Source organism: Streptomyces pratensis (assembly GCF_016804005.1).
In the GTDB taxonomy this organism is placed as follows: Bacteria; Actinomycetota; Actinomycetes; order Streptomycetales; family Streptomycetaceae; genus Streptomyces; species Streptomyces pratensis_A.
This window is the reverse complement of record NZ_CP051486.1, coordinates 5146827-5159566: the sequence shown is the minus strand read 5'-3', so window position 1 is coordinate 5159566 and position 12740 is coordinate 5146827. Positions and strand designations below refer to the sequence as shown.

12 protein-coding genes and 3 pseudogenes are annotated in these 12740 nt (G+C 72.7%); 9 read left to right on the top strand and 6 right to left on the bottom strand.

All coding sequences use genetic code 11. The features are described from left to right. The first annotated feature begins 59 nt into the window (after positions 1–59). Complete coding sequence (locus tag HED23_RS20995; protein WP_203184937.1) at positions 60–839, top strand: CPBP family intramembrane glutamic endopeptidase; 780 nt, start codon at positions 60–62, stop codon at positions 837–839. 41 nt (positions 840–880) lie between these two features. Here HED23_RS20995 and HED23_RS20990 read toward each other — a convergent pair whose 3' ends face one another. Together HED23_RS20990 and HED23_RS20985 are read right to left on the bottom strand one after the other, a co-directional pair. Then, complete coding sequence (locus HED23_RS20990) at positions 881–1702, bottom strand: PhzF family phenazine biosynthesis protein (protein WP_203184936.1); 822 nt, start codon at positions 1700–1702, stop codon at positions 881–883. Positions 1703–1907: 205 nt separating this feature from the next. Then, complete coding sequence (locus tag HED23_RS20985; protein WP_203184935.1) at positions 1908–2060, bottom strand: hypothetical protein; 153 nt, start codon at positions 2058–2060, stop codon at positions 1908–1910. 81 nt (positions 2061–2141) lie between these two features. Here HED23_RS20985 and HED23_RS35380 point away from each other — a divergent pair, with 81 nt between their 5' ends. Further along, complete coding sequence (locus tag HED23_RS35380) at positions 2142–2297, top strand: hypothetical protein (RefSeq protein ID WP_238442066.1); 156 nt, start codon at positions 2142–2144, stop codon at positions 2295–2297. Here the strand turns inward: HED23_RS35380 and HED23_RS35735 are convergent. The 3 genes from HED23_RS35735 to HED23_RS20970 all read right to left on the bottom strand — a co-directional run bounded on the left by HED23_RS35735 (position 2286) and on the right by HED23_RS20970 (position 4926). After that, entirely contained in the window at positions 2286–2408 is a 123-nt protein-coding gene (locus tag HED23_RS35735; protein WP_274383038.1) for a hypothetical protein, read from the bottom strand. The genes HED23_RS35380 and HED23_RS35735 overlap by 12 nt on opposite strands. A 419-nt stretch (positions 2409–2827) precedes the next feature. Then, the gene (locus HED23_RS20975; protein ID WP_203184934.1) at positions 2828–3628 is read right to left on the bottom strand and encodes a response regulator; all 801 of its coding nucleotides are present in this window, start codon (positions 3626–3628) and stop codon (positions 2828–2830) included. Then, positions 3625–4926, bottom strand: a complete 1302-nt coding sequence (locus tag HED23_RS20970; protein ID WP_238442065.1) for a sensor histidine kinase — start codon at positions 4924–4926, stop codon at positions 3625–3627. The genes HED23_RS20975 and HED23_RS20970 overlap by 4 nt, the downstream gene beginning before the upstream one ends. A 215-nt stretch (positions 4927–5141) precedes the next feature. Here HED23_RS20970 and HED23_RS20965 point away from each other — a divergent pair. From HED23_RS20965 to HED23_RS20950, 4 genes and pseudogenes are all read left to right on the top strand, one after another. Then, positions 5142–5261 (top strand): annotated as a pseudogene (locus tag HED23_RS20965) (ABC transporter ATP-binding protein); the annotation flags it as partial. Between the two features lies 1 nt (position 5262). Further along, a pseudogene (locus tag HED23_RS20960) lies at positions 5263–6897 on the top strand (ABC transporter permease); the annotation flags it as partial. Between the two features lie 238 nt (positions 6898–7135). Then, positions 7136–8584 carry a sensor histidine kinase gene (locus HED23_RS20955; protein WP_203184932.1) on the top strand — a complete coding sequence of 483 codons (1449 nt, stop codon included), beginning with the start codon at positions 7136–7138 and terminating at the stop codon, positions 8582–8584. A 7-nt stretch (positions 8585–8591) separates the two neighbouring features. After that, on the top strand, positions 8592–9272 hold the full coding sequence (locus tag HED23_RS20950) for a response regulator transcription factor (RefSeq protein ID WP_203184931.1): 681 nt from the start codon (positions 8592–8594) through the stop codon (positions 9270–9272). A 90-nt stretch (positions 9273–9362) separates the two neighbouring features. Here the strand turns inward: HED23_RS20950 and HED23_RS35375 are convergent. After that, positions 9363–9689: pseudogene (locus HED23_RS35375) on the bottom strand (phosphatase PAP2 family protein); the annotation flags it as partial. Between the two features lie 414 nt (positions 9690–10103). On the opposite strand from HED23_RS35375, the gene HED23_RS20940 reads away from it, so the two are divergent. The 3 genes from HED23_RS20940 (at position 10104) to HED23_RS20935 (ending at position 12577) form a co-directional block, all read left to right on the top strand. Next, the gene (locus HED23_RS20940; RefSeq protein ID WP_203184930.1) at positions 10104–11318 is read left to right on the top strand and encodes a glycosyltransferase; all 1215 of its coding nucleotides are present in this window, start codon (positions 10104–10106) and stop codon (positions 11316–11318) included. A 374-nt stretch (positions 11319–11692) separates the two neighbouring features. After that, on the top strand, positions 11693–11821 hold the full coding sequence (locus HED23_RS35730; protein ID WP_274383037.1) for a hypothetical protein: 129 nt from the start codon (positions 11693–11695) through the stop codon (positions 11819–11821). A gap of 159 nt (positions 11822–11980) precedes the next feature. After that, positions 11981–12577, top strand: coding sequence for a PadR family transcriptional regulator (locus HED23_RS20935; RefSeq protein WP_203184929.1), 597 nt, complete (start codon positions 11981–11983; stop codon positions 12575–12577). The last annotated feature ends 163 nt before the right edge of the window (positions 12578–12740 follow it).

The following is a 12740-nucleotide window of genomic DNA, read 5'->3' as shown; positions in this document are numbered from 1 at the left end:
GTCGGGCAAGCTATGACGACGCATGGCTGACGGCAGGTGTACAGGTGGAGGCGGGGCGCGTGGCTGAATCCATTCCTCACGAGGAGGTGTCCCGGCGGGTCCTCCGGTCGGAGACGCTGCTCGTGCTGGCTCTCTCGCTCGGGGCCAGCGGGGTGTCCGCGCTGATCAGCTTCATCGGGTCGCTGACGAAACCAGGGGGCCTCAAGGACCAGGCGGCGACTCTGAACGGGTCGTACGCCCCCGGGCGGCCGTGGCTCGACCTCGCGTGGCAGCTGTTCGGCATCACGTCGGCCCTGGTGCCGGTCGCACTGGTGGCGCACCTCCTCATCAGGGAGGGGGCGGGTCTGCGGACCCTCGGTCTCGACCGCACCAGGCCCTGGCCGGACCTGGGCAGGGGCACCCTGGTCGCGGCCGGGATCGGGAGCGCCGGGCTGGCCTTCTACCTGGTGGCGCGGGCCGCCGGGTTCAACCTGACGGTCGTTCCGGAGTCGCTGCCCGATGTGTGGTGGAAGTTTCCCGTACTGATCCTCTCGGCGGTGCAGAACTCCCTGGTGGAGGAAGTCATCGTCGTCGGCTATCTGCTGCGCCGCCTAGGGCAGTTGGGGTGGACGCCGATGGCCGCGCTGGTGGCGAGTTCCGTACTGCGGGGCTCATACCACCTGTACCAGGGAATCGGCGGATTCATCGGCAACATGGTCATGGGCGTCGTCTTCGTGCTGCTGTACCGGCGCTGGGGGCGGGTCGGGCCGCTGGTCGTCGCGCACGCCCTGCTCGACATCGGGGCCTTCGTCGGATACGCGCTTCTCGCCGGCAAGGTGGGCTGGCTCCCCACCCCGTGAGAGGCCGGCCCGCTCCCTCCGTCCTCCGGGCCGGGCGGGACTCATAGCCCCGCGAGCAGCTCCCCGTCGATCACCGTGACGGCGCTGCCGGTCAGGAGCGTGCGCTCGCCGCGCAGCGACGTCCGGACCAGGCCCGAACGGGCGGAGGCCTGGAGCCCGACGAGGTCGTCGCGGCCGAACCTCGCCGACCAGAAGGGCGCCAGGGCCGTGTGAGCGCTGCCGGTCACCGGGTCCTCGTCGATGCCGACCCCGGGGAAGAAGCCGCGAGAGACGAAGTCGTACCCGCTGGTGGGGTCATCCGCGGGCGCTGTGGCGATGACGCCCCGCCGGGAGCAGGCACCTAGCGCGTGGAAGTCGGGGCGCAGGGCCCGTACGGCCGCTTCGTCGGCCAGTTCCACCAGCAGATCGCCGACGTGCTCACCCGTGTCGTGGAGGGACAGCGGCGCCGCGCCGAGTGCGTCCGTCAGACCGGGCGGGGCGGCCACGGGTGCGAGTGGTGCCGTCGGGAAGTCCAGCGTAAGGGTGCCGTCGTCGTGGGCGGTGGTGCGCAGGATGCCGGCACGGGTGGCGTAGCGCACCGTGCCGCTCGCGACGCCGGTGGTGTGCAGGACATGGGCGGTGGCGAGTGTCGCGTGCCCGCAGAGATCGACCTCGGTGGCCGGGGTGAACCAGCGCAGCGCCCAGTCGGCCTCACCGCCCGGCGGCAGAGGGTGGGCGAAGGCTGTCTCCGAGAGATTGACCTCGGACGCGACGATCTGGAGGCGGTCCGCCTCGGGGAAGGTGCCGGAGTCCAGGATCACGACTCCGGCGGGGTTGCCCGAGAAGGGCCGGTCGGTGAACGCGTCGACGATGCGGATCTTCATGGAACCGACCGTAGGCAAGGCGGTTCCGCGCGGTCCAATGCCAATCACGGATGCGCGGCCCGAGCGCGCCCGGCCGTCGCACGCCCCGGGCGGGGCGGTGTCCGCACGCGGTCGGCATCCGGTGGTCATCGTGCCCGTCGTATCGCCGACGGGACGAAGATCCGGGCGCGGTGCCGCAAGCGCGGGTCCCACCGGGCCCGAGCGGTCACCGGTCCGCCTCGGGCAGCGGAAGCCCGGGCTCCTGGCGCAGGGGTGCGGTGACGACGAGCCCGGTCCGGGCGGCGACGGTCGTAGGGCTCCCGGACCGCAGCCAGGTACGTGGGACGGGCCCGTGCGGGCGCCCGGCGGTGTCCGTCACCGCTCGGGCCCGTCCTCCGCTCCGCGGTGGCCGACGGGCGGGCACGACGACAACACGCGGGGCCGGTGCGACACTTCACGCGTGGTGACAGACGCGGACTGGGTCCGGATACGGCGAGGCCTGCGCTTCGGGCAGGTCTTCGAGGGCACGGTCGTGCGCGTTCCCCGGCCCGGTGCGATCGGGATCTTCGTCGACATCGGCATGGGCGTCGGAGGCTTCGTCGACTCAGCGGAGTGAGGACTGGCCGGAGGAAGGCACCGTCACCGACTTCGAGATCTGGTGGGCCGACAGCCGCAGGCAGATCCGGTTGAAGCCCGCCGACTCCCGGTACCTGCGGACGAGCTTCACCGACTTCGTAGAACGCTTCCGTCCGGATTGGCCGACCGACATCGGGCGGCCCGTTCCGATCCCGGGGCCTCCGGTCCGAGCCGAGTGCGTGTCCCGCTCCGGCGGACCGCCGGCCGGTGTCGACCGGATCGCCTGCGACCTCGCGAGTGGGACGACCGGCCGTCACTTCCTCCACGGCCACCCGGCACATCCGCACGTTCGAAGGCGCGGCCCGGAGCCGGCTGCAACGCCCCTCGGAACAGGGGCTCCTCCTCAGCTCGGTCTCCGTGCGCGAGCGGTGAAGTACAGGACGTGTGCGTCAGGGCGTTCTCTTCGAGGAGAGGTTACGCCTGGCCGGCCGCCGTACCGGGGCGGACACGGGGTACCGGGGCGGACACGGGCACCGGACGGCCGTCGTACGGCGGTCCGGAGGCTCCGAACTACCGGGACGGGCGTGGGTGCCGGCTGCTGATCCCCGTCCCGGCTTCGGCCCCTGTCTCCTCGGTGGGCTGCCGGCCGGCCTCGTGCTCGCCGGCGCTGACCAGCCCCGTCTCGTAGGCGACGATGACTGCCTGGACCCGGTCACGGAGGCCGAGCTTGGCGAGGATGCGGGCGATGTGCGTCTTGACGGTCGCCTCGGCCAGGTGGAGGCGGCCGGCGAGTTCGGCGTTGCTCAGTCCTCGGGCCAGCAGACCGAGGACCTCCAGTTCGCGCGGGGTGAGCGAGGCCAGGTCGCGGTGGAGGGCGGCGGTGTCGCTGCCGCGACGGGTGAACCGCTGCACGAGCCGGCGGGTGATGGCCGGTGCGAGGAGAGCGTCGCCCGCGCGGACCGTGCGGACGGCCGCTGTCAGTTGCTCGGGGGTGACGTCCTTGAGGAGGAAACCACTGGCCCCGGCCGACAGTGCCGCGTAGACGTACCGGTCGAGGTCGAAGGTGGTCAGAATGATGACGCGGGGTTCACCGGAGGGCGGGGTCCCCCCTGCTCCGGAGGATGTTCCGGCGGAGTCGAGAGCCCGGGGAGCGGTGAGGATGCGGCGGGTGGCCTCCAAGCCGTCCATCTCGGGCATCCGGACGTCCATCAGGACCACGTCGGGACGTGTGCGGCGAACCGCTTCGACCGCTTCGCTTCCGTTGGTCGCCTCGGCGACGACATCGATGCCGTCGGCACCGAGGATCAGCCTGAATCCGGTGCGGACCAGGGTCTGGTCGTCGGCGAGGACCACACGCAGCGGCTCGGTCACGGCGTCTCCAAGGGGATCAGGGCCTCCACACGGTAGCCGCCGGTCAGGCGCCGGCCGGTGTTCAGGGTGCCGTCGTGGACGGCGAGGCGCTCGCGCAGACCGATGAGGCCCCGGCCGTTTCCGGTGGGCGTGGCCACGCCCGGTTGCCCACCGGTGTCGGTGACTTCCACCCGGAGCAGCTCCGGGGCGTATTCGACGGTCACGGCGGCGGTGGCGCCGGACGCGTGCTTCACCGTGTTGGTCAGGGCTTCCTGGACCACACGGTAGGCGGCGAGTTCGAGGCCGGGAGGGAGGGGCCGGGGCGGGCCGGTCACGGTCAGGCCGACGGGCAGGCCGGCGTCCCGGACCCGCCCGACCAGCGTTTCCAGCTGGTCCAGGCCGGGCTGCGGGGCCAGCTCCGCCGCCGTGCCGGCCTGGACCGCAGCTGCGTCCGTCCCCTCGGCCATGGTGAGCAGTCCCATGACGTGTCGCAGCTCGGTCATGGCCGCGCGCCCGCCCGCCTCGACGGCGAGCAGCGCCTCACCGGCCTCTTCGGGGGAGGTCTTCATGATCTTGCGGGCGGCACCCGCCTGGATGATCATCACGCTGACGTTGTGCGTGACGACGTCGTGCAGTTCACGGGCGATCCTGGCCCGCTCGTGCTCGACGGCCCGGCGCAGCGCCTCCGCCTGATCGCGTTCCAGGGCGGTCAGCCGGGTGCGGCTCTCGTCGGTCCTGAGTTTCCACGTGCGGAGGCCTACGGCGGCCACGGCCATCGGCGCCAGGATCAGCAGGGCGATGTACTCGTTGGGGACGATCGGTGTGACCGAGTTTCCCGAGGTGCCGACGAGGACGACCGCCACCGGCAGCGCCGCAAGGGCCGCCACCCGGTACGGGCTGTAGACGGCGGCGCTGTAGACGGCGATGACGAACGCGTAGAACGTCAGCCGCAGGACGCTCTGCGGTGTCGCCAGCGTCGCGGCCGTCACTACGCACAGCACGGCGAGCGGGTAGCGGCGGCGCAGTGCCAGGGCGCCGGAGGCGACGGCCGCGAGGGTCACCATGAGGGCCAGGCCGCCGGGGCCGGACGGGCGCGGAATGACGTGCTCGACGCCGGCGGCGGTCTCACGCACCACGACGTTGCCGACGTTGTCGACGCCGTAGTAGACGGTGGCGATTCCGATCGTCAGCGCCACCAGCGCGTCGAACTGCCAGGCGCGCCGGGTGGGCCGCAGCGGGGGACCGGTCGGAAGCCCGGCGTCGCGGACCGTCCGGCGGGCGGCTTCCCACAGCTGCGCCGGAGTCGTACGCACGTCCATCACCGGTTCATTGTCGCCGCACGGCCGGTCCGTGGAGTCCGTCCCGGTGCCCATCTCCCACCGGGCCGGGTACATCACCCGCCTACATCGCAGGGATGACGTTCCCGTGGCTCATCCCAGCGCGGTACCGCAATGGGTCCGGTCGGGCGACGCGTGCGGGCCGGGCCCGCTCCTAGCGTTCAGGCGGTCGACTTCCCTCTTTCCAGGAGCCTTTCATGAGCATGCCGGTGATCGAACTGTGCGAGGTGAGCCGCCGGTACGACGACGGCCCGCCCGCTCTGCACGAGGTGTCGCTGACCGTGCGCCCCGGCGAGGCCGTCGCGATCCTCGGTCCCTGAGACAGCCGAGCAGGACACCGCCCTCTACGTCCCCTTCCTCATGGCGTTCGGCGCCCTGGGACTGGTCATGTCGGTACTCATCGTCGGCAACGTCGTCGCGTCGGCCGTCGGCACCGGAACGCGTCGCATCGGCATCCTCAAGGCCGTCGGCTTCACCCCGGCCCAGGTCGTGCGGGCCTACGTGGGCCAGGCGCTGATCCCGGCCGCCGTCGGCACGGCCCTCGGTGTCCTCGCCGGCCACCTGCTCGCCGTCCCCGTACTGGCCGAGACCGAGGAGGCCTACGGAACCTCCTCCCTGACCGTCGCCCCCTGGGTCGACCTGACGGTCACCGCCGGAGTGCTCGGCCTGGTGGCGGCGACCGTGTGGGTGAGTGCCTGGCGGGGCGGGCGGATGCGTACGGTCGACGCGCTCGCCGTCGGGCGCAGCCCTTCGGCGGGGCGCGGCCGGCGGGCGGCCCGAACGGCCGGCCGGATGCCGTTGCCGCAGTCGGTCACCCTGGGTCTGACCCGGCCCTTCGCGCGGCCCGCCCGCGCGCTCACCATGGGTACGGCGATCCTCTTCGGCACCGTCGCCGTCACCTTCACCGTGGGGATGGGCGCCTCGCTCGGCCAGGTGATGAAGGCCAAGGCCCACGACGCCGCCGATGTCGTCGTGCCCGCGCCCCTGCCGGACTTCGGCCCCCAGGTCCCCGGCCCCGAGAAGCCCCAGGCCGATCCCGCTGCGGTCGCGGCGGCCGTCGAGGCCGCCGCCGGAACCCGGAAGTACTACAGCGCCGCGACGGTACGGGCGACCGTGGCCGGGACGGCCGGCACCATCGACTTCGTCGCTTTCACCGGCGACGCCTCCTGGGGCGGCTACACGATGGTCTCGGGCCGCTGCGTCGACAGGCCCGGAGAAGCCGTCGTCCCGACCCCCTTCCTGGCCGCCACCGGTACCCGCGTCGGCGACACCGTCGCTCTGAACGGCCTGGCCGAGCCGGTGTCGGCCCGGATCGTCGGCGAGGTCCTCGACCCCCGCAACGACGGCATGCAGGTGTTCACCGACATCTCGACCCTCACCGCAGCACACCCCGACCTGACGGACACGAGCCATCACATCGCGGTGACATCAGGCACCGACGTCTCCGCCTATGCCGACGCGTTGAACAGGGACCTGACACCGCTCGGGGCCACCGCACGGGCCGGTGGGCTCGATGCCGGCGGCGACATGGTCGTCACGCTCAACGCGCTGTCCGTGATCCTCACCCTGATGCTCGTCGCCGTCGCCGCGCTCGGCGTGCTCAACGGTGTGCTCCTCGACACCCGTGAGCGCGTCCGGGAGATCGGTGTCCACAAGGCCCTCGGCATGACCCCCCGGCAGACCGTCGCGATTGTCATCACCTCGGTCGTCGTGACCGGACTCGTGGCCGGTGCCCCGGGTGTGCCGCTCGGCGTGGCCCTGCACGGCTGGGTCTTCCCCGCGATGGGCGACAGCGTGGGGCTCCGCCTCCCTGATTCCGTCATCGACGTCCACCACGGTGCCCAACTGCTCCCGCTCGCCTTCGGCGGCCTGCTCATCGCCGTTCCGGGTGCGCTGCTGCCGGCCGGCTGGGCGGCCAGGACCCGGACCGCCACGGCCCTGCGCACCGAATAGGAGGTCAGGTCCGGAGCTCGTGCCTCCGTCCCCGCCGCAAGGAGCGGCGGGGACAGGCCGGCTGATTCCCCTCCGGCCGACGCGGTACGGGAAACGGCGGGCTCGGCCTGACCGAGGCCACGGTCGACGAGAGCTGCTCCTCACTCGCCGGAGCTTTCGGGCGCACAGGGCGGATGAGCGGCGTGAGTTGGACTTTCGGCAGTGTCGGGAGCCTCCCGATGTCCGTACCGTCTCATCCGTGGACAGCACGGTGACAGACAGCGGCACTCCGGCCGGGACGGCCGTTCCCCGGCAGGTTCCCGGGCCCAGGAGCCTCCTGACAGCGGCCGCCGTCACGGCCACCGCTCTGAGCACGGTGAACCTGTGGTGGTCTGTCGCGGCGGCCTTCGCCGCTTTCCTGGCAGGACGGCGGCCCGGGCGGACGGCGCCGACGGCGCTCACCCTGGTCGCGATCCTCGCGGCCGGCGTGGTGGCGTTGTCCGTCGTGCCGGCCTGGCTGCCGATGGCCGGCCGGCTGGTGGCGGTCGTCGTCGCCGCCGGGATGCTGCCCTGGTTCGCGGGCCGGTTCTGGTGCCAGTACCAGCAGCTCGCCCGGGCGGGCTGGGAGCGGGCGGAACAACTGCAGCGCGAGCAGGAGCTGGTCGCCGACCGGGCCAGGCTGCGCGAACGGGCACGTATCGCGCAGGACATGCATGACGTACTGGGCCATGACCTCAGCCTGATAGCCCTGTCGGCCGGTGCTCTCAAGCTCGCGCCGGGCCTCGGAGAGCACCATCGGAAGGCCGCGGGGGACATCAGGGCCAGGGCGGCTGACGCGGTGGAGCGTCTCGGCGAGGTGATCGGTGTCCTGCGTGAGGAGGCCGGCGAGGCGTCGGCGTATCCCCACGGCCCCGGTCTCGCGGGCCTGCTCGAAGAGGCGTCCGCAGCCGGTCTCGCGGTGAGGTCGCACATCGACGGCGAGCCGGACGACCTGCCGCCGGTGGTCGAGCGGGCTGCCCACCGGGTCGTGCAGGAAGCGCTGACCAACGTCGCCAAGCACGCGCCCGGGGCGATCGCGACCGTCCGGGTGACGCACGCGGCAGGGGAGACGGAGGTCCTCGTGGAGAACGGTCCGCCGGCACCGGCCGCCGCGCCGCGGCCCCGGCCCCGGAGCGGGGGGAGCGGCCTCGTCGGGCTGAAGGAACGTGTGCGGCTGGCCGGAGGGTCGTTCGGTCACGGCGCGCGCGACGGGGGTTTCGCCGTCGTCGCGCGCATCCCGCACCGGCCCCCGTCACAGCCGCTCGCGCCCACGGCATCCCCCGCCCACGGCCGGCTGCCGCAGGAACATCGCCGTGCCCGGCGCGGCGTCGGCAGGGCCCTGGTCGCCGCGGTCATGGTGCCCCTGGTGACGGGGGCGGTGCTGAGCGGAGCACTCATGGGGTGGGAGATGCTGTCGGCGTCCCGCTCGGTCCTGGAGCCCGGCGACTACGCCCGCATGAGAGTGGGGCAGGATCGCTCCGAGCTGGAGCGTGTCCTGCCGGACCGGCAGACGAACCACCGGCCGCTGACCGCCGAGCCGACAGGAGACGGCGAAACGTGCGAGTACTACGCGATGACGGCCGACCGGTTCGACGACCGGTCCGGCGACGCCTACCGGCTCTGCTTCCGGGACGGCACCCTGGTGTCCACGGCCACGCTCACCCCGTGAGTGCCCGATGATCCGGGTGCTGATCGCCGACGACGAGCCGATGATCCGGGCCGGGGTGCGCGCCGTCCTCGCCTCGGACCCCGGCATACAGGTCGTCGCCGAGGCCGGCGACGGGCACGAGGCCGTGGAACTGGTCCGCAGCCATCGACCCTCGGTGGCCGTGCTCGACATCCGTATGCCAGGGATGAACGGCATCGACGCGGCGGCCGAGATCCGCAGCGCCGTGCCGGCCACCGGCGTGGTCATGCTGACGACGTTCGGTGAGGACGACTACATCCTGCGGGCACTGGGCGGCGGCGCGGCCGGCTTCCTGATCAAGTCGGGCGAGCCCGAGGAACTGATCACCGGGGTACGGGCGGTGGCCGACGGCGCCGCCTACCTGTCACCGAAGGTCGCGGCCCGGGTCGTCGCCCACCTCGCCGCGACGGGCGCGGGTGCCCTGGCCGGCCGGCGCTCCGCCGCCCGTGCGCGGGTCGGCTCCCTGACCAGCCGGGAACGGGAGGTGCTCACCTTCCTCGGCAGTGGGCTGTCCAACGGGCAGATCGCCCGGCGGCTGCACGTGGTGGAGGGGACGGTGAAGGCCCACGTGAGTTCCATCCTGGCCCGCCTGGGCGTGGACAACCGGGCCGCTGCCGCGGTCGTCGCCCACGAGGCCGGGATCGTTCGTCCACAGCCCCGCCAGCCGTGACGCCGCCCGCTGAGCCGGTGGCAGGAGCGCGAGCACCACGGCCGCCACCACAGCGGCGCCGAGGACCGCGCCGGCCAGGACGTCGTGGGGGTAGTGGACCCCCACCAGGACACGCAGCAGCGCTGCGGCCCCTGCCGACGGAAGTGTCACAGCGGCGAGGCGCGGCCTGAGCACGGCCATGCCGACGGCCAGCCCGGCGGCCAGGGTGGCGTGGTTGCTCGGGAAGGACCAGTCTCCCGTGCCGGGGCACTCCGCGACGAGTTCTGCCCCCGCGCGCAGCACGCGGCAAGGCCGCTCCTCGTCCACCACCAGCTTCAGCGCTTCGCTCACCGCGTAGGCGGCGACGGTACCGAGACCGGTCAGCACGTACCCGGCGGCCTCTCGCAGGTCCCTGCGGCGGACCGCTGCCCACCACATCCAGGCGAGCAGCAGTCCCAGACCCACCAGGGTGCCGTCGGTGGCCACTTCCAGGAGCGGGCCCAGCCATGACGGAGCATCCGCCACGGCCTCGGTCACCGACCGGTACGCGGACGCCGAGGCGCCACCGGTGACCTCCACGGCGCCGCTCTCACCCAGGCCACCCGGGGAGAGACGGACGACGGCTACGGCCCCCAGCCCCAAAACGCCCGCAGCGCCGAGCAGCCGAACAGTTCTGGTCTTCTCTCGTGGTTCTTGTCCCATGGGGCATGAAGGTAGGAGCGGGGGGCGCCGAGAACCCGAGCCGAAGGGCAACGGCGGCCCCTGTCGATCGTCAGGGTTGACGGACGCCGGCACCGGTACATCGCTGTCGGGGACAGTGACCGGTCGGCATGAGGCGAGGATGATCGCCGCATGCGGATTCTGATCATCACTGCCGGTTCACGGGGAGACGTGGCCCCCTTCACAGGCCTGGGACGGCGCCTGAAGGAGGCGGGCCATCAGGTCGCCGTGGCCGCCCACCCGTCCTTCGCCGCACTCGTCGGCGGCTGTGGTCTCGACCACCGATCTGTGCCGGGAGACCCGCAAGGCTTGTTGCAGGCGTGGTCCCGGGCGGCCTCGCGGGAGGAGGCCCGGGCGGTGACGAGAGAGTACGTGGACGGGCTGGCCGACGGAGTGGCGGAAGCCGTGGCGGGCGGATGCGACCTGGTGCTCACCGCCTTCGGCCCGGCACCGCTCAGCCAGGCGGCCGGGGAAGCGTCCGGCGTCCCCGTCATCGGTACCTACCTCGTACCGGCCTTCGCCACCGGGCAGTTCCCATTGCCCGGCGCACAGGGCACGGGCGGCCCTCTGCCGCAGGACAACTTCGCCGAGGGCCAGGCAGTGCTGAGGCGCGCGGAAGGGCTCTTCGCGGGCGCCGCGACACGGCTGCGCGCCCGCCTCGGGCTGCCCGACGGATCGCTGTCGGTACCGGGGGACATGCGGCCGGTCTTCCACGGCTTCAGCCCGCTGGTGGTCCCGCGCCCCGCGGACTGGCCGTCCGGGGTCGAGGTGACGGGCTACTGGTGGCCCGCACGGCCGGACGGCTGGCGCCCCCCGGACGAACTCGTCGATTTCCTCCAGGCAGGCCCGCCCCCGGTCTTCATCGGGTTCGGCAGCATGGCGCCGGGCCAGGGGGACAGGCTCAGTGAGGCGGTGGCCGCCGCGGTGGACCGGGCGGGTGTACGCGCGGTGGTGCAGGCGGGGTGGGCCGGACTCGGCGGCTGCGGCGACGACGTCCTGGCCGTCGGCGACCTTCCGCACGACTGGCTGTTCCCCCGTACCGCCGCCGTCGTGCACCACGCCGGGGCCGGTACCACCGCGGCCGGGCTGCGGGCCGGAGTACCGGCCGTGCCCGTCCCCGTCATGTACGACCAGGCGTTCTGGGCGTCCCGGCTGCACCGGCTGGGAGTCGCCCCCCGCACCCTGCCGTTCCAGGACCTCACCGCCGACGCCCTCGGCGCCGCGATCAAGGCCTGCCTGGCCGAGCCGGCCCACCGCAGCCGCGCGGCCGGACTCGCCCACCGCATCGCCGAGGAGGACGGTGCCGCAGCGGTGCTCGCCCACATCGGCTCACGGGGCGCCGGGTGACCCGGGCCCCCGCCGCCGTGCCGCTGCGCAGCGGTGCCTGGCTGTCCGGCCGCTCGTCGGCCGGCATCCGGTGACGAGGACCGGCAGGCCCCACTTCGCGTCGCCCGCCGCACGACGAACCCCTGGGCGCGCGCCCGGCGGCGGACCGATCCGGAACTTGGAACTCCGCGTAAGAGGGATGGACTTGCCTTGGTTCGGACGTCGGTGTCGTGTACGCGACCGCCGGGAATCGGAACGCGATCAGCCGCGCGATCGCGCGCGATGAACCCGGCGACATCGGCGGTCATCCCGCTTGTCGCTCACCACCTTGCCGGCGCCGAGTCCCCGCGTCCGTGACCGGCCGCTGTCGTCCCCTCCTCGGCTCAGGTTCCGGGGTGTCGTCGAGGCTCCACGCCGGGTGGGGCGAGCATGCCGAACTCCTGGCACTCCGGGGCGTCGCACTGGCCGAGTCCGAGGCCGAGATCCGCAGGGCCGGGAAGTCCGCCGCAGTCGGCACGTCCTGAGTCCGCACGCCTCGGCTCCGCAGGCCCTGACTCCGTGCGCCTTGACTCCGCACGCTCTGAGGAGGCGTCTTGCCAGACGATAGTTGCCGATATATCGTTGAGGCATCGCGACAGTTCAAGGAAGAGTCGCGTAACGTCAATGAAGAGAGGAGCGCAGTCATGCGTTCACATGGGCACGACCACGAATGCGGCCCCGGGCGTCGAGGTGCCGGCAGGGGGGACTTCGAAGGCGGACGTGCCGCGTTCGGACCGTTCGGGCCGCCTTTCGGCGGCGGGCCCTTCGGCGGCGGACGCGGCCGGGGAGGCGGCCGGGGGAGGGCCAGGCGCGGCGACGTGCGCGCGTCGATCCTCGCGCTGCTCAAGGACCGCTCCATGCACGGCTACGAGATGATCCAGGAGATCGCCGAGCGCAGCGGAGGGGCCTGGAAACCCAGCCCGGGGTCGGTGTACCCCACTCTCCAACTGCTGGAGGACGAGGGTCTGATCATCAGCGCCAGCGAGGGCGGCAAGAAGCTGTTCACCCTCACCGACCTCGGCCGCAGTGAGGCCGAGTCCGGTCCCGACGCCCCCTGGGAAGAGGCGGGGCGCGGTGTCGACTGGGAGGGTGTGAATGAGATCCGGCAGGCCGGGTTCGGTCTGATGGAGGCGTTCGGCCAGGTCTGGAAGACCGGCTCGGCCGACCAGCGGCAGAAGGCTCTCACGGTGATCAACGACGCTCGTAAGAAGCTGTATCTGATTCTCGCCGACGAGCACTGAGCCGTGCGGTCGGCGCAGGTGGAGAAGGGCCCCGGTCACGGGGCCCTTTCTTCGTCCGCTGTGCGCACCGTGTTGTCCGGCGTGGCGCGATCTCATCCCCAAGGATGAGGAACCCCTCTGTGGTCCCCGCCTTCCGCGGGATGGCGGATGGGCCGCACCGGGG